This is a genomic window from Runella salmonicolor (assembly GCF_024158025.1).
GTDB classification, from domain to species: Bacteria; Bacteroidota; Bacteroidia; order Cytophagales; family Spirosomataceae; genus Runella; species Runella salmonicolor.
In genome coordinates, this window is the sequence record NZ_JAMZEL010000001.1 from 761558 (window position 1) to 779285 (window position 17728).

The window sequence follows — 17728 nt, forward strand, 5'->3', positions numbered from 1 at the left end:
GATGTCTACCGACACACTCGCCCCTGGGGCCAATGGCCCCGCCAATGCGGTGTTCAACGTCGCTATCTGACCCACGGCCGTCCAGTCTGAATCCAACAATGTCATACCAACTGGCAAGGAATCACTCAACGCAATCGCACTCGCCGTCATTGAACCTTCGTTCTTAACCGTCAAAGTATAAGTAACGTTATCCCCTGGTGCTACGTTGGCGCTCTGACCTGAGGCTAAGCTCTTCGTCAATGACAAGTCAAACGTCGTCAATCCTGCGTCTATCGTTAAATCATTCCGATTCACCGTCGTCAACACTACCGCTGGGCTGATACCCGTCGTAGGATTCGCATCGCTGTCGCTCACATCTGAACCTACATTCTGATTCAAACTCAACTTACACGTATCTGGTAAACTCTGCGTATCAAACTGTACATAGTAGGTCCCCAATGGTAGGTTCGTAAACAAATACTTACCGTTCAAATCCGTCAGCATTGAATCGCGCTTGGTAGTTGGACCACTCTGCGTACCCGTCCAAAGAATCACTTTCACGTTCTTCACACCTGGCTCCCCACTATCTTGCTGACCATTGTCATTCAAGTCTTTCCATACAAAATCTCCGATGCTACCCAATGGCGTTACATTGATTAGCTCATCGTCGTCGTCATCTTCCCCTTTATTGAATCCATTGCCTGGCGTCGAATCCTTGTCTTTCACCGTGTTGCCATTCTTATCGCGGGCATCCTTGATCTGAGCATAGTTCCGCAGACTCGTCCCCGCAAAAGAGGCATCCACTTTCACCGTGATGTCTACCGACACACTCGCCCCTGGGGCCAATGGCCCCGCCAATGCGGTGTTCAACGTCGCTATCTGACCCACGGCCGTCCAGTCTGAATCCAACAATGTCATACCAACTGGCAAGGAATCGCTCAACGCAATCGCACTCGCCGTCATTGAACCTTCGTTCTTAACCGTCAAAGTATACGTCACCGTGTCACCAGCGGCTACATTGGCGCTCTGACCTGAGGCCAAGCTCTTCGTCAATGACAAGTCAAACGTCGTCAATCCTGCGTCTATCGTTAAATTATCTTTATTTATACCACTTTTTGTTGGGTCAATGACAATTGCAGCGGTAAGGCCAGTGATAGGATTGGCATCGCTGTCAGTGACATCTGAACCTACATTCTGATTCAAACTCAACTGACATGTATCTGGCAAACTCTGCGTATCAAATTGTACCTGATAGGTTCCACCCACCAAATTTGTGAAGGAATAATAACCATTCACATCCGTAAATGTGGTATCAATGGCCGTAATTGGAGTAGTTCCGCTACTGGTCCATAAAATAACACGTACGTTTTTCACACCAGGTTCGGCGGCATCTTGTTGACCATTATCATTCAGATCTTTCCAAACAAAATCACCAATGCTACCCAGCGGACTGTAAAGAGCTCCGTCAATGGTCAAGTTATCTTGAAGGAGTCCACCTTTAGTAGGATCAAGATTAACTATTTGACTAAAACCGTTTGACGAATTAAAGTCATTGTCTAAGGTATCATTTCCACCTTTATTAGTTGAATCGCTTAATACACAACCAGAAGGAAGAGAGGCGGTTACAATTTGTACCTGATAATCTCCTGCCGAGAGTCCTTCAAAAGTATACCAACCAGGGGCACTTCCAACAGGGTTTGCGGTGGTATACATTGAGTCAACTTGTACGAATACATTGCTGACATTTTTGTATAAACGTACCAATACGTTATTTACACCCGCTTCTCCAGCATCCTGAACACCATCATTATCAGTATCTTTCCATACAAAATTTCCGATGCTACCCAATGGACTGTACAGACCTGCGTCTATAGTTGGATTGTCTTTGAGCAAACCTCCCATTTCAGGATTTATCGTTACAACTTGGCTAAAGCCAGTCGTTGGGTGGGCATCACTATCTAAAGAATCTGAACCTACATCCTGTTTTGATGAAAGCAAACAGCCAGCAGGTAATGTGGTACTAACGAATTGTACCTTATACTCTCCTGGATACAAATTTGAAAACAGATATTTTCCCGCATTTGATCCTGCTCCCGCAGTGAGGATCGAATCTGTTTGTACAAAAACTCCTAAATCATCTTTTTGGAACAAACGTACCAGAACCTGATTTACACCAGGTTCTCCAGAATCTTGTATCCCGTTATCGTTTACATCTTTCCACACAAAATCACCAATACTTCCCAGTGGACCAGGAATTACGATAATTTCGCAACAGCCTGTGGCTGGGCATGTATTTACCTGAGCGCTAAATGCAAATCGGCCAGTACCTTTTATAGTTAAAGTATCCCCGCTTACACTTGAACTGTCGGAAGGAACTCCTGTAATTGGGGCCCCGTTTTTTGTCCATACAACATTCGTATAACCAGACACAGCAAGAGAAACTACATATTCATCTCCTGGGTACCATAAAATAGGAACCGAAAAACAGGAAGTAGCATAATCGTCTTCCCCTAAAACACCATTATTCGGGTCAGAGTCTGAATCCTCTTGACCCGCTGCCATTGATACTACTTCAGCAATATTGAAATAAACACCGCGACCAATCACAGTGCCTGTCATTTCCAATTTTACCGAATCTCCAGGGCTTATGACTGGGATCGTCCACAATCCAGCACTAAAAGATCCAACACTGGGCGTGCTCGAAATCAGATTTGCACCCGCCGTAGGAAAGATATCTTTTACAACAACCGTTTTGGCGGTATCAGGCCCTTCATTCTTTGCATATACAGTGTAAGTGATAGATTGATTGAGGGTAGGTTGTGCGTTGCTTATTGTTTTAGACAATTTAATATCTACAACCTTAGGCGCTTGCTGGCCCAACGCACTAAATACAGTCAACATTAAAACCACGAATATCCCCATCGTAGACGTTAATGAATTCATTAGCGTCTTTGGAGAAACCGTGATATTTTTATAGATGCCTATATTAGATACTGCCCGCTCCTCAAAAGGAGGGGAAGTAGATACCCATCGCTCCGATTTTTCATCGAAACGCGTCCTCAGAACACGATGCCTATCCAGAGGAAGAAAAATGGATAACTTACTCATAATCTGTGAAGTAAATGTTTTAATAGATGTGATATTCGGGGTAAGTTTATAAAGAGATAGAGAGTTGCATTCATAAAATGGAGGGGATGCTCCCGGTAAATGATAATGACTATCAATAGCCACAGAATTTACCAAATATGAAATTTGCCCCTCCTGAGCTAATTTTGATTTGAAGAGCTTATTACAAATAGCACTGTTATTCACAGGCCTACTTCCAGAATTAACCCAAGGTAGACAGTAAAATGCTTTTGTCAAAAAACTCCACAGAGTCTTTTTAAATAAACCCAGTGGCAATGTACGCTTGGGTTTAAAAGCATTCGTAATCTCCAGATTTCGGGCTGTGGTAAAAAGTGCTTTCATCTGCAATTTATCGTTTATTAATTAGATATACTTTATTGGTAAATTCATATGCCAACCATCCCAAAACTTCCGCTATAACATGTCTGCCTATATATTTACCATTAAATGAGGGCTTTACCCCATTTATAAAGTATCTAAAATTATGCCAAACTCTTATTTATCCTGATTTACTTTTATCAAAAACGCACAACGCCCTATCTACCAAACACTTAACAAAAAATATAAGTATATTGGGATAGCATCTAATCTCGGCTTTTTCTTCCATTTAACTCTATAAGACGGGTATTATTCGTTGGAGGGCAGGGTCAGCTAAAACCGTGCCAAGAAGCCCCATTTTCAGCCATTCTAGGAGCCAAAAAACCCTTCGTAATGCGTTAAAAAGACCACTATAACGAATAGGCCGCCTTCTTATTTACGAAAAAGGGCATTAGAAGTCACTTATATTTTAGAGAATATTTGCTGGATAAAAATGTGAGCTATCCCATTTTTGCAAACCAAGAACGCAACCAAAAAACACCTTATTGGTATATAAATTAACCAATCCTTTCAATCACAAAAAAAGCTGAACAAATTGTCCAGCTTTTTTTGTGATTGAAAGGATATTTTTATTCTCAGAAATCATACCCTAAAGTCAGGTAGGGAATGGCTTTATTTATTTCTCCATTATCTAATCCCCAAGCGTAATCAAACTTTACATAAAACCCAAATAACATTGTACGAGCCCCAAGACCGTAACCCAGCAAAAAAGGATTTCGGAAATTATTGACAGTGGCGCTAAAGAAGTCTAAACGTATAATCTCCGTGTTTAGGCTATTCTGACGATTAAAAGGCCATTGCCCCGTCCAAGCAGTACCAACATCTGTAAATCCAACCAACTGAAAGTTTCTCAGGAAGTTTGACGTAATTGGTCCACGATAAAAATACTTAATCAGGGGCATTCTTAATTCACCATTAAATAATAAATGATTTGTTCCCGAAACCTTATTTATGTTAAATCCTCGGAGATTGGTGGCCAATTCTACGAAAAAGATGTCCCTATTATCAATCGGAATCAATGAACTACTTAAGCCAACCGCCAAAGGATTCACGCTGCGTTCGTCCTGATTGTTACCAGTCCAGTTTTCCATTCCTCCCAAAACACTCTGCTTGGGAGATTTTCCTGCTGAGCGGGCAAAAGAAACACGGGTGGCAAAAATCAAATCACGGTGGATTTTTTGGTAATGACGAAAATCTACGACCAGTCGGTTAAAGCCCCTTGTTCCTCGTATACCCCCAAATTGGTCGTAACGAACTTTAAAACGTGTTCCTTCCATCATGTTCATGCCATTGATTCGAGAGTTATCATACACAAACTCAGCACGAGCACCTAGATAAGATGAGGTAACATCGGCCGCTGAAATATTGCTTACATCCAACAATTTGGATTCGGCATAGAAAGGTGTTAATGAAACACGGGCATTGTTGCTGAAAGGATATGACGCCGTAAAGGCTACCCGATTATAGCGGTATTTTTGGCTAGCAGGTGGCTGGACATAGAGGCTTTGTCGGTCGACCCGAACGCCGAAATCAACGCGATGGGCAAGGTTGTTGTATTCTGCCCACAAGTTATTGGTCCTGAAATTGAGAAGACCTAAGAAAAACCCTGCTTTGACAATGTGGTTTTCAAGCAAATCATTCATCGTCAGTGACTGCGCAAATCCAAATCCCCGAACTGGGTCGATTCGCCAATCAGAAGTGGCATCATTGCTGATAAACAGGCTCTTATAATCAATCGGCCCCTTTATTGTGATATTTTCTCTTTTGCGATTTCGACTGGGCAGATTAGCCGCACTAGCAACCGTTGTCCCTCTTCGTTGCCGATATTCAAACGACTTGAGTACATCTGGGTCAAATTCATAATTATCCGTGTCAACCTCTCCCGAATCTAACTGAATCTTTCGAGGATTGGCCATCTGTGCAATTAAACTGGCATCCGCCGCTGGATTATTACGATTTTCGGTCTTATAAACCGACATCCCAGACATACTTTGCACCCTCGGTGTAGCAACCAACTCATTGGCAACTGGAGAAAGTCGGCTCTGATAAAATAAATTTTCTTTGTCTTTGTACCAATTAATACTTACAAACGCTCCTGATGCTGGCAAATAATCGTAGTCCCGGATACTCTGGTTAAAACCAGTTAGAGGAGTTAGTTTTTTAATATCTAACTCGTACCGATACAAATTTACGACACCTTTATAATCTGAAAGAAAGTAGAAGGTATTTTCATCAGTGGTGCGGGCATTTGAGATAATACCCAACGAGTCCGCAACTCTTGTAACTGTTTGAGCACGAGGATTTCCGTTATGTATAAACAACGCCATTTTTTCTTTGACGGTTTTGTAGGAACCCTTATCAGCAATGCCTAGCGAATCTTTGACGCGATTGGATGAAAACACAACACGCGTAGAGGATGTGCCTACAAAATGGGGGTAGCGGTCGTCGTATAGATCGCCCGTGAGCCCGAGTAACGAAGAACGGCCTATATTGAAAAGATACAAATCGTTTTGCCCACGGCTATCGGCACTTAACACCAACGTTGAACCGTCATTTGAGATGTCAAAATCAACTACTTGATTAATTCCCCTTATTTCTCGACTCAATCGAAGTTTCGATTTTCCTTTGTCTCCAATATCAAACAACTCTAAAAATACCCGCCCGTTTTCTTCTGAAATAATGGCCAAACCATTGCCACGACTCCAAGCAATCAACGGCATTCGACTCAAATAGGTACGTTTTTCAAGGGCATACTTTCCTTTGATAATGGTCGTCACTGCTTTGGTTTCAGTATTGATTACATCAACTGTATAATGCCCTGATTTACGGTTGGTAACCGCAACATATTGATTATCAAGACTCAAACGTGCATTATTTGCAGGATGCCCCAGCGGCAAATCCAAGTCACGTACCCAATCCCCCGCAGGATCTTTGTAACCATTACTCGTGGCAGTAGTTGCCATATTGGTATAAAAATCCCGCCACTCTTTCAGAAAACGAGAAAACGATACCCCCAAGGTGCTTGATACGCTGGTTTGTTCGGTACGTATGATACGCGTTAAGTTGAGAATATTTGAGATATTATCTTTTCCGTAGCGCTCTGCAATATAATTCCAAATAGATTGGCCTACCAACGTTGCTTCTGGGCCCGTCAATAAAGAAGGTTTCTTCATCTGCCGATGCACAATCGCGTCGCGCATGTAATCATCCAATTCAGGGCTCCATCCTTCTGCGATATATGCCGCAATTCCTGACATAAACCAGTCGGGCAGCGATAACAAAAGCGAACTTTGCAAAGCATCTTTCAGGCTCCCACCGTACAGCATGTCGTAGACAAATAAGCGCGAAATTTCCTTAATAAGCTGCTTTCGGAAGCTAATTTGGTCTCCTGTAAAGGCTATTTCCAAACGCGCTTTTGCTAGATTAAGCTCGGTCTCGCTTAAGTCTGAACTATTGGCCATGCCCATATTGCTTTGCAAAAGCTCTTGGGGAGAATTGTAGAGGAAGATTTTGATTCGATTGTAAGGCGTATATCCTAAAGCTTCCGTAATTCGGTCAAATTCGGATTCGGCATATTGAGCCGCCAGCGTAGCCAGCGGTGTTCCAGCACCGTGATGATAAATCTCAAAGTTATTGGTTTTGAGGATTTTCCATTCAAAGCGCTGATACTGTACTCGATTTTTGCCGAATTGCTCTTGCGAAGGGTAATTTTGAGCTTCAGCCGACAGAGCCGGCAAAACCACCGCCCCTATCCACAGCAATCTAGTGATAAAACAACGTTTCATATTCAGGCTAACCTATTAATCGTTAAAAGTTAAGGGTTAATTGGTTAGGCAAATAGTTGCCATTCACAAAGGGCTTCTCGCATTTCGCCCTTCAGCCGCGATTGCCATTAACACTTAACACTATTTAGAACGAAAATATAACGAAAAAATTCGCTCAATATTCGCCTCTTTGTCTATTTCTTCTCCAGTCTCTAAAAAATTCACCAACTGATTCGCAAAAAAAGGCGCAAGGCTAACGCCTTTGGTTCCCAGCCCATTGAAAATCCCCAACGACGCGTATTCTGGGTGGATTCCAACAAACGGCCGTCGATCTTTAGTAGAAGGCCGAATCCCTGCATGTTGTTCGAGAATTTGATACTTTTTTTTTAGGTAAGGTTTTATTTTGTCTTCCAAATACGCTCTTCCGTCTTCTGTAGCCTCCCAGTCTAAATCATGCCAACTATAAGTAGCTCCCAACCTACATTTTCCTTTTCCATCAAGTGGCAGAATAAAAGTCCCTTGATTAATGATTTCTTGGAGTGTATAGTCCTCAACAACCGCTATGAGACTTTGGCCTTTCACAGGATTGAACGGAAGCCAATTAAAAAATGGATTCTGGCGGGCTTCATAACCTTCACAAAATAGTATTTTTTTTATTTTTAAATCATTGTACACTACACTATCTTCCTGAATTTCAATTTTTTGATAATCTACTCTGTCGTGTATATATTGTTTATTTTCAATAAAATAGTGCTCAATTTTTTGAAGCATCTGCACGCAATCTACCCATCCAGCCTGCGTAATTTGAAGTCCTCCATAAGGATTTTCGACAAAAGGCGAAAATTTGGCATCATCGGCGCGTTCAACCACGTACTTTGCCAGGTTTGGATCAGCGGTTTGGGCCAAGTAAGAATTTTGTTCTTCGATAGAGCGATACGGACGATACACATCACAGTCGTGGAGAAAATCTCCGCCGAGCTGCGCTTGCATGTCGGAGTAAAATTTGTGGGCAAACGGAAAAAGCTCATCGGCTTTCCAAGTCCGATATAATTTTTTCCCAGTCAAGGGATTAAATATCCCTCCCGAAACTTTGGAAGCCGCTGGCAGCGTGGGGTCATTCATGATGAGCACCCGGTACCCGCGCTGAGATAAGGTCCAAGCCAGAACCGACCCTGCGATGCCTTGACCTACAATCAAATAATCGGCGCTCATAGACTGGAGTGACGTTGTCTTATCGAACTGCTGATTTTTTCATCGGCCAAGTTGGTAAGCAATTCTATTTGTTCATCCAAGGTCATAAAAGAGGTATCGACCAAAGTTGCATCATCTGCCTGCCTCAAAGGGCTGTCAGCTCTGGTAGTGTCAATTAAGTCTCGTTTGTGAATATTTTTCAGAATATCTTCCAAGTCGAGCATTTCGCCTTTTTCCAACAATTCTATTTGGCGGCGTTGCGCCCTGATTTGCGGATCGGCCGTCATAAATACTTTAAGCTCCGCCTCAGGAAACACCACAGTTCCGATGTCACGGCCATCCATGACCACGCCTTTGGCTTTACCCATTCGCTGTTGTTGGGCCACCATCGCCCGCCGAACTTCCGACACCGCACTTACTTCACTGACCCAATTGGCAATGTACAGTTTCCGAATTTCGTCTTCCACGTTCAATCCGTTGAGATAGGTTTCGTTGCGTCCTGTTTCAGGATTTCTCCTGAAGTCTATTTTAATCCCTTCGAGAGCCTTCGAAATTTCTCTGGGGTTGGTGAGTGTAATATGATGCGTATGGAAATAAAGTGTAACGGCCCGATACATGGCACCAGTATCAATGTATGCATACCCCAAATGGGCCGCGACACCCTTGGCGGTGGTGCTTTTTCCGCAACTTGAATAACCATCTACCGCAATAATGATTTTGGACATACGTAGTGAAGTAGGTTAGGCGGCAAAGATAGAGATGAAGCGCCGACAATTATAAAAAAAAGGTATTTTCTCAGTTTAATTAGTGATTAAAATTATTTTAAACGTTTGTATTTTTGGGGCTTCATCTCTACATTTACCAAAGGAGAAATCGTTTTTTGCTCCTTAGCTTACCGAATAATAAATTAGCGTATTCCAACTTTTTTCTAAGTGCTTTTTGTAGTTTCTTTGAAACGTTTTTCCAACTATTAATCAAAAGTTCATTATGAAAAAATTCTTTTCAATCACATTGTTGGCCTTTGCGGCAATGATTTGTTTCCACTCAACTTCCATTGCTCAGTTCTCTAAAGGCGATAAAAGAGTTGCCATTGGGGTCGGCCTTTTCTCATTGGGAGCCAACGCAACTGTTGAGTATGGAATTATGGATGATTTAGGAGTAGGTTTATATGCCAGCTACGAAAGACCTAGCCTTGGTTACATTGGTGTCAACTATTCTTATTCCGACATTCAAATTGGACCACGTGCCACGTACCACCTTAATCGTATCTTAAATCTAGATAATGACGATTTCGATTTGTACGTATCTGGTGGTATTTTACTTCGTAGCTACGGTTATCCTGACTCCTATTGGAATGCCTATGGTCTGGGTTCAAGAACTCGTTATACCACAGCAACTTTACTCGCTAGAGTTGGAGGTACGTATAATTTCTCTGAAAAAATGGCCCTCTTTGCCGACCTTGGCTCGGGTGGTTCATGGGTTCAGGCAGGAGTTTCTTTTAAATTCTAAAAATTCTCCGTATTCTTATTTGTACGTTGCGCGCCAAAAGTCTATTTTTGGCTCGTATTTAAACAAAAACCCAAAGTAAGTTTATGAAAAAACTATTTGCACTTGTTTTCAGCTTTGCCGTACTTCTTGTAGGTAAGAGCTATGCTACCAACACTGCTGAATATTTTGTTGATGCACAAGCCATTGAGCAAACCCTTAATGCTGGTGAGCAACTTGATTTAGCAAATACCGCCGAAGCTACCTCTGCGCTTGAAAGCCTTATGGGCACAGGACAGGCTGGCGATGCTACTAAGGTAATGGCCGGCGACAAAAAGCCAGTTGTAGCTTTTATCCTTTCTTGGGTTGTGGGTTGGTTAGGTATTCACCGTGCTTACTTAGGTACTGCGGGCGGCGTTATCGTTGGTTACATCCTGACCTGCGGTGGTTTAGGAATTGTAAACTTGATTGACTGGATTGTTTTATTGATGGAAGTAATCGAAGAAAAGAAATTCGATTCGTACGTCAACAACAAGAAATTCTTCATGTGGACCAACTAATTCGTCCAATAGAAACAAAAAAGGGAAGTAGCAACTACTTCCCTTTTTTGTTTTCTAACTCAATCAATACCATTCGTATTTGTTGATTATTCTTCGCTTTTCGTTTTCGGTTGGTTTCTTCAGCCATTAATTCTGCTCGACGGGCTCCTCCAAAATAAAACGCCTGAAACATACCGGCTCCCGTAAAAAAACCAATCAGGTAATAACGATGCCAAACATGATATACCCCAAAACCTAAAGCCAGTGTTTGCAAACCAACCGAAACAAGTCCTTCTTTCGGAAAGCCCGCATACATCTGCCCAACGCCAGGCATTATAAACGAAAGCAATTGCGCTTTTTCGGGGCTTTTGGGCTTTTTTCGAAGAAAACGATACAACTCTTCTGCATCTATATTTAGTTGATTACGAGCGGCGTATTTCTTAAACAATTCCTTTGATTCAGCCCAACGGTCAAGCTCATTCAGGGCAAGAATCTCCAATACATCCAAACCTGAAAACAACGTAGAATCGCGTATATAGAACCGCGTTTGCAATATTTGTCCGTGTGCTTCACCATAATGTTGGCTCAAATAACCCGCCAATGCTACCTCATATCTGAGTTTATAGTGCAGGGTATCATTCGGCTCATTGAGATTAAAACGCTGAGCCGTTTGCCAAGCCTCCTCAAAACGTTTTAGGTATTTCTGGCACTGAATTTTTTTGTATAATAACTCATTTGCCGTCAATCTATAAGCATCAGCATTCATTGAGTCGATTCGTTGACTTTGATCAAACAATGCCTTTTCATAATACACCGAGGCCAAATCAAACTGACCTGCTATGCTAAGACTGTCGGCCGTCAATGAAACTTGCGCTACTACTCCTCTACTGATTAAAAACAGTACGCAAAGGAATCTGCATATTAAACAAAATCTGTCCATCCATTTTATCATTAAATTCCTGTTGGCGAATATTAACCGTAAGTACACTCCCCCAAATATTGCCCACGTAGAAAAACGTAAATAGTCCACTGTACAGCAAAAAACGCGGGCTTTTCCAACCGTCTTTTCGATAAGCCTCGCGCGCCTGAAAACCCAAGGCCACGTTTTGAATAAAGGTAATTACCCCTTGCCCCAACTTCCCTGCATACATTTTGCCCGTTCCCGGCACAATCGCCGACAGAAGTCCCGCTACTACTGGCGACTTGCGCTTATGTTTTTTGAGCATATCAAAGCTCTGTTTTAGCATTTCTTCTTCCTGACTGAAGGCAAAGTACTTACCGCTAAATTGAGATTGGTAGGTTGAAAACCGCAAGGTATCGCGTTTTAATAGGCTCACTCCCGCTAACTGTAGATTTCTTAACGCCATTTGTAGCGAATCGACCACTTGCAACGACGTAAAAATAGTGTCTGCTTTCTCGTATCTTTTTGAAAAAGTATGGCCAAAACCTTCTAAAAATCGTGATTTGATATAATAAGGATGTTGAACTGGCACACGTTCAAAATAATGAATGGCCGAATCTATCTGTTGTTGATTATAAAAAGCAAGGGCACGAAAATACGGCAGAGACTGGTGCTTCCCTGTCCATTGAAGTACGTCATTGTAGTACTTTTTCTCCAACAAATATTCTACAAAAAGTGAATCTGAAGATGATTTTTGCTGTGCATTTAGGGGAAGCCAAGCCAATAAACTTATCAAATTACAAAACCCAAACAATAGATTAAACCTACTCCTTTTACGCATCATTTACTGGTTTTGATGTTTTGACGATACATGGAAGGCATATCTATTACTCTCCCCGTTTGAGGCGAAATACGAATCAATTCAATGCTGGTTGCTGCCACTCGATTGCAACGCGAAATGCGGTCGGCACTTAAAGCAATGCCCTTAAAAATACCAAATTCTTGAATGGCGGCCCGGCTAAAGCGGGAGCAAGAAAGTTCATAAAGACACTCCGCCGAAATCTGCGGAGATATTACTTTTTGATACCCCGTCAGGGCTCCATTGAGCATCCAATACACGGGATTAAATCGCAAAAATGCCTTTTGTTTTGCCTTCTTAGCTTGCCCGAATTTGACCGTTGGGGCAGAACCAGATTCGGCCAATAAATCCAAATCAGACACTTGTGCCATGCCTTGTATTGACAGGGCTATTAAGAGCAAAATAACCCATTTCCCGGGTATGAGAGTTTTCATTTGATTACCTTAGCATTAGACGGAATGGTAAATTCCAACAAATTGGACTGCACCTGCTCGTTTATTTTCAATGCGCCGTAAGCGGTTTTGGTTACGATAGAGTCTTTGGCCGTTACATAGTCAATTTGCGTAATTGTCTGCGGAAAATCAACCGTTCCCAACTTCGTATAATCGTAGTAAAACACCTTCTTAATCGTTCGATCTGAAGGGTCAACGTATTTCATAAAAATGGGATTTTGACCTTTATGCACCAACTCCACCCGCTTAATATTTTTAGCTAAAGGAGTAGGCGATTTCCAAGTCGTTATCATCACTCCATTCTCAAACTTTGTACTTCCCAAGCTAAACCCCATGCTTGACAGACCCAAATCTGCTTTACGATTGTGAAGGAAAAAGAAGAATTGGGTTGTTTCGGTGCTGTAAGTCGCATTTTGTTGCTGCAATACGGTATTTTTTGTCGGGTCATACACCCTTAATTCACCGTTGGCATTATTAAATAAATACAACTCGGCTGGTTTTGGAAACAACGTCACCATTCTACCAGAAGTAGCATAACAGAGTTCTGCCCGCGTATTGGTGGTTTTCCCTTTGTGTGACGTGCGCATAATCATAGAAGCACTTACCTTACGGACATCCTGTGCATACCCAACACCAACAAATACAACCGCTAAAAACAATGACCTAAAAAAAGAAATTCCAGCAACATTCATTTTCATTCGAATCAAAAAATATCGGCAAATTACAGCCTTTCATGCACATACAAAAACCTAAACGTCAGACTTACTGATTAATGTACTTAGAATTGGATAAATCATCCCAATTTAACTAAGATGTCAAAATTGTTAGGGCATAAAACAGAAAATGGGGAGATTTACATCACCCCATTTTCTGTTTTAAAGGCCTTTTTATGCGGATAATTGCGCTTTCACAATTCGGTCTTTGCCGTACATATCCTGAATCACTTCTACCTTTTTAAAGCCTTTTTCAAGAAACAATTGCTTTACTACATCGCCAAAAAGCTCGTTTATTTCAAGATAACACGTGCCATCCGTTTTTAAATGCTTGGTGCAAAAATCAGCAATCGCCCGATAAAACAAGAGTGGGTCTTCATCTTCAACGAACAATGCCAAATGCGGCTCAAAGCGCAGCACATTTGGCTGCATACTTGTCTGTTCAGCATAGGTTATATATGGCGGATTGCTCACAACCACGTCAAACTGCCCATCAAACGAAGTATCTTTTAGAATATCGTATTTCTCAAACGTAACTTCTGATAAAAGTCGATGGGCATTTTCACGCGCCACGGTCAACGCTTCGTCAGACACATCCCAACCCCATACTTTAGCAAATGACATGAATCTATCCAACGCAATGGCAATACAACCACTGCCAGTGCCAATATCAACGATTTTAACGGGGTTTTCTTCCCAAAAACAGTCTTTTACAATCAATCGAACCAATTCTTCCGTCTCGGGGCGCGGAATCAACACCGAGGGAGAAACCTTAAATTCAAGACCACAGAAAAAAGTGGAGCCAATAATGTGCTGTATCGGTTCACTTTGGTTCAGTCGTTCAATGATTTTATCCCAATTTGGTTGTGACTCATCAGCCGAAATCGGCTTGTCTACCATCACATCGACGCTTCGCAGGCGCAAATAATGCTCCAAAAGCATAAAAGCCATTGCTTTGGTCTCTTTTGAAGAATAAGCAGTGACATTTTGGACGATATAATCAAAAAGTGATTTGGCTGAAGTAAACATTGAACAAAAATTAGATTTGGGCATTGGATTTGGGAAAGATGCCCTAAATCCGTAAAAAACTATGCATAAACAAGAAAGCTTTTTAGCCGTTTATTACACTGCGCAACCGCTGCTGAAGCGCCACACGCTCTGCCAAGGCTTTCTTGCTGCTACGATACCACAAATAGGCAATCACGCCCACTGTTAGGTACGGAAACACAAATAAATAAGCAATCCCTGCGTTGATACCGTTTCCGATTACATTTCGGCCCGTGCTCATATTGGTTTCAACGGCTCCTTTGCACATCGCACACTGTGCCATTGCACTTTCAGAGAAAACAAGCGCCAACAAAACAATCACTACCAAGCTTATTACCTTTTTCATACTAATCTTTAATTATAGTAAGGACTAATCATTAAATAGACAATCACTCCTGTAACACTTACATACAGCCAAATTGGGAACGCCCATTTCACCGCTTTTTTGTGAAGGTCAATCTGATTGCTCAACGCAAAATAAATGGCTCTCAGCACAAACCAAACAACACCAATTGACAACGTTATGTGCGTTATTAACAGAAAATAATAAATGGGTCTTATCAGCCCTTCTCCCCCAAATGGGGTAGACTCGTTAGACAAATGGTACAATACATAACTGACCAAAAACAAAGCGCCTAAGCTGAAAGAAATAGTCATCATTCGGCGGTGCGCTGCAATATTTTTTTTCTTAATAAAGTAATACCCCGCCAATAATGTGAGCGAAGTTAAGGTATTAATGAGACCATTAACGTGCGGTAAGACCTTACTCCATTCTCCAAGCTCCACTTTAGGAATTCGGGGATTGAGCAAAATAGCCACAACCAGCGGAATAGCGACCGCTACAATGTTTATTACTTTATTGAATTTTTTGTCTTTGGGTAATGCAAGTGTTGCCATTATCGGGTTAATCTTTGCCTTTATTGTAAATATCAATCAGGATTTTCAATTCTGCCAACAAACGGTCTACGTCTTCGGGGTCAGTACCGTCATAAATACCTCTGGTATATCCTTCTTTGTCTATCAGTATAAACTGTTCGTTGTAGAGAATGTTTTCTGCAGACTTGGCTTTTATTAACGGCTTAATTTTGTAAATCTCCGTAGCGGCTTTTTCAACATTTTCACCTTTTAAGGACTCTACTTTTACGTTATCTGAGGCTAATTTTTCAACCCTAGAAAACTGTTGAATTAGCTGATTGGAGGGGTTTTCACCGAAAAACGCCACAACTTTGATATTCTTTTCTACGGCTGTCGGAACTTGGTAAAAAACCGTATCCTGACCGTTCATTATGACCTTTCCAGTTGAGTCAACCAACGGTTGAAGGTAGGGCAATGTAAAGTGATTCTCGGCAAAACCGTGTAAAAATAAAACGATTAAAGCCGGCAACACCAACACTAGGGTTAGCAAGCCGGCTTTCAGGTATCTTTTCATAGTATAAAATACTCTTTTACTCAGAATTGAGTGGGTAAGATACCATTCAACTCACTTAAAAAATTAACGTAAGTCGAAAATGGAGCCTCCCTCACGCATCAGGGCAATCAACAACCAAACAACAAAAATACAAGGGATTAGGATTGCCCAAATGAGTGATTTTACTTCATGCTTTAAGTGCATAAATTCACCTACGATATAAAAAGCCTTCACAATGGTCATTCCAACGAATATTGCCGTTTTGAGTGGCCCTGCTTCAAGCGTAAAAGCGATTAAAAACTCTACTGCAGTAAGGATTAAAAGAATCCAAAAAGTACGCCAAATTGCTTTTCTTTGCTCTGCACCGGCGTTTTCATCAACTTCGTGTTCGTGTACGTGTGCCATATCTTTTTAATTTTAAGTTAAACGTTAGGAAGGTGGGCATTAAAACGAATGATACGTTTAATGCTTTGTATTTAACAATAATGAATTATACGAGGTAAAAGAATGTAAATACAAATACCCATACCAAATCCACAAAGTGCCAGTACAAACCTACTTTCTCAACCATTTCATAATGGCCTCTGCGCTCATACGTACCCGTCGCAGTGCGGTAGAAAACCAAGAAATTTAATACAACACCCGAAAATACGTGGGTTCCGTGGAAACCTGTGATGAAGAAAAAGAAGTCAGCAAACGCTGGGGGACCGTATTGATTTTCAGTGAGATTTGCCCCAAAAATAGTTTTGGAAACCCACGAACCGTCGACAAGTTCTTTAATAACAGTTCCACCTTCAGTTCCGTGGATAAAGTGTGTCCACTCCCATGCTTGGCAACCCAGAAAAGTAGCTCCTCCTAATAGCGTCCAAAGCATGTATTTTTCAACGGTTGCTCTGTCATTACGATGGCCTGCTTCTACCGCCAATACCATTGTTACCGAACTAAAAATCAAGATAAAGGTCATTATACCCACAAACACAAGTGGTGCATGTAAACCATGCAAAAAGGGTAGTGCATCAAAAACCTTTTCTGGAATCGGCCAATAGGTAGGCGAGGAAACAAAATCAACAACTTTACCTGCGTAAGCAGGGTAACTATAGCGAACCAAACCATAAGAAACCAGCAAAGCCGAGAAAGTGAATGTGTCCGAAACTAAAAAGAACCACATCATCAACTTCCCGTAGCTGGCTTTCATGGGTTCAACTCCCCCCAGCCATACATTTTTAACATTCGGTTGTGCAGTAGCAGCCATCGTTATTCTATTAAATATTGCAAGTTTTAATTAAGACTCTTTTTCTAACGAAAATACAAAAGGAAAACAAATAAATAAATCCACAGAATGTCAAGAAAATGCCAATAGGTGGTACAAATTTCAATTCTACGCAGGTTTTTGGCGTGCACTTTCAGTCTCATTGCTGAAATAAACGTAACACAAAGCACCATAAGACCAGTGATTAAGTGAATACCGTGTAACAAAGTAAACACGTAAAAGAACGAGCCTGATGGATTACCGACAAAGTATACATTTTGCGCGACCAAATCTTTCCAGCCCAGAAACTGCATCACCAAAAATGCCATTCCGAGCACAAAAGTAATAGAAATTGCTATTTTGAGTGTATTGAAATTATCTTTTTTTGCAGCTACATACGCCCAGTGCATTGCCACACTACTTACAACAAGCACTACTGTACTGTACCAAAAGATTTGCGGAATTTGAAACTCTACCCAGTTTCCTTCGGCTCGTCGAACCAAGTACGCACTGGTTTGGGAAGCAAACAACATGATAATGGTAACGATAAACCCCCAAAGTATAAACTTCTTGGGGTCCATTGCTAACGTTTCAGGAGCTTCCTCAATTCTTATTTTTTCTACCTCAGCCATGTTCT

General features: G+C 41.6%; 17 protein-coding genes. 2 read left to right on the forward strand and 15 right to left on the reverse strand.

Annotated elements, in window-relative coordinates:
- The 4 genes from NCI00_RS03180 to cmk form a co-directional block, all read right to left on the reverse strand.
- A partial coding sequence (locus NCI00_RS03180) for an SdrD B-like domain-containing protein (RefSeq protein WP_253524949.1) occupies nt 1-2922 on the reverse strand: 2922 nt, incomplete at its 3' end.
- Between the two features lie 1136 nt (nt 2923-4058).
- Nucleotides 4059-7268 carry a hypothetical protein gene (locus NCI00_RS03185; RefSeq protein ID WP_253524951.1) on the reverse strand — a complete coding sequence of 1070 codons (3210 nt, stop codon included), beginning with the start codon at nt 7266-7268 and terminating at the stop codon, nt 4059-4061.
- Between the two features lie 120 nt (nt 7269-7388).
- Nucleotides 7389-8459 carry an NAD(P)/FAD-dependent oxidoreductase gene (locus NCI00_RS03190; protein ID WP_253524953.1) on the reverse strand — a complete coding sequence of 357 codons (1071 nt, stop codon included), beginning with the start codon at nt 8457-8459 and terminating at the stop codon, nt 7389-7391.
- Complete coding sequence (gene cmk, locus NCI00_RS03195) at nt 8456-9163, reverse strand: (d)CMP kinase (RefSeq protein WP_253524955.1); 708 nt, start codon at nt 9161-9163, stop codon at nt 8456-8458. Before cmk ends, NCI00_RS03190 begins: the two co-directional genes overlap by 4 nt.
- Nucleotides 9164-9425: 262 nt before the next feature.
- Between cmk and NCI00_RS03200 the strand changes: the two genes are divergently transcribed.
- A complete protein-coding gene (locus tag NCI00_RS03200) occupies nt 9426-9947 on the forward strand; it encodes a hypothetical protein (protein WP_166557242.1) in 522 nt (173 codons plus the stop codon).
- A gap of 83 nt (nt 9948-10030) precedes the next feature.
- Nucleotides 10031-10483 carry a TM2 domain-containing protein gene (locus tag NCI00_RS03205; RefSeq protein WP_114066971.1) on the forward strand — a complete coding sequence of 151 codons (453 nt, stop codon included), beginning with the start codon at nt 10031-10033 and terminating at the stop codon, nt 10481-10483.
- 34 nt (nt 10484-10517) lie between these two features.
- Here NCI00_RS03205 and NCI00_RS03210 read toward each other — a convergent pair whose 3' ends face one another.
- From NCI00_RS03210 to NCI00_RS03260, 11 genes are all read right to left on the reverse strand, one after another.
- Nucleotides 10518-11402 carry a hypothetical protein gene (locus NCI00_RS03210; protein ID WP_253524957.1) on the reverse strand — a complete coding sequence of 295 codons (885 nt, stop codon included), beginning with the start codon at nt 11400-11402 and terminating at the stop codon, nt 10518-10520.
- The gene (locus NCI00_RS03215; protein ID WP_253524959.1) at nt 11347-12207 is read right to left on the reverse strand and encodes a hypothetical protein; all 861 of its coding nucleotides are present in this window, start codon (nt 12205-12207) and stop codon (nt 11347-11349) included. Before NCI00_RS03215 ends, NCI00_RS03210 begins: the two co-directional genes overlap by 56 nt.
- Nucleotides 12204-12656: a membrane protein insertion efficiency factor YidD gene (yidD, locus tag NCI00_RS03220; protein WP_253524961.1), complete on the reverse strand. Its 453-nt coding sequence runs from the start codon at nt 12654-12656 to the stop codon at nt 12204-12206. Before yidD ends, NCI00_RS03215 begins: the two co-directional genes overlap by 4 nt.
- Nucleotides 12653-13372: a hypothetical protein gene (locus tag NCI00_RS03225; protein WP_253524963.1), complete on the reverse strand. Its 720-nt coding sequence runs from the start codon at nt 13370-13372 to the stop codon at nt 12653-12655. The genes yidD and NCI00_RS03225 overlap by 4 nt, the downstream gene beginning before the upstream one ends.
- A gap of 189 nt (nt 13373-13561) precedes the next feature.
- A complete protein-coding gene (gene prmC / locus NCI00_RS03230) occupies nt 13562-14416 on the reverse strand; it encodes a peptide chain release factor N(5)-glutamine methyltransferase (protein ID WP_253524965.1) in 855 nt (284 codons plus the stop codon).
- An 82-nt stretch (nt 14417-14498) separates the two neighbouring features.
- Entirely contained in the window at nt 14499-14780 is a 282-nt protein-coding gene (locus tag NCI00_RS03235; protein WP_114463003.1) for a CAMCR motif-containing small membrane protein, read from the reverse strand.
- 8 nt (nt 14781-14788) lie between these two features.
- Nucleotides 14789-15331, reverse strand: coding sequence for a DUF420 domain-containing protein (locus NCI00_RS03240; protein ID WP_253524967.1), 543 nt, complete (start codon nt 15329-15331; stop codon nt 14789-14791).
- A gap of 7 nt (nt 15332-15338) precedes the next feature.
- Entirely contained in the window at nt 15339-15863 is a 525-nt protein-coding gene (locus NCI00_RS03245; RefSeq protein ID WP_253524969.1) for a hypothetical protein, read from the reverse strand.
- 63 nt (nt 15864-15926) lie between these two features.
- A complete protein-coding gene (locus NCI00_RS03250) occupies nt 15927-16247 on the reverse strand; it encodes a cytochrome C oxidase subunit IV family protein (RefSeq protein ID WP_253524971.1) in 321 nt (106 codons plus the stop codon).
- Between the two features lie 85 nt (nt 16248-16332).
- Nucleotides 16333-17094: a cytochrome c oxidase subunit 3 gene (locus NCI00_RS03255; RefSeq protein WP_253524973.1), complete on the reverse strand. Its 762-nt coding sequence runs from the start codon at nt 17092-17094 to the stop codon at nt 16333-16335.
- Nucleotides 17095-17138: 44 nt separating this feature from the next.
- Nucleotides 17139-17723: a cytochrome c oxidase subunit 3 gene (locus NCI00_RS03260; protein ID WP_166557232.1), complete on the reverse strand. Its 585-nt coding sequence runs from the start codon at nt 17721-17723 to the stop codon at nt 17139-17141.
- Nucleotides 17724-17728: the final 5 nt, after the last annotated feature.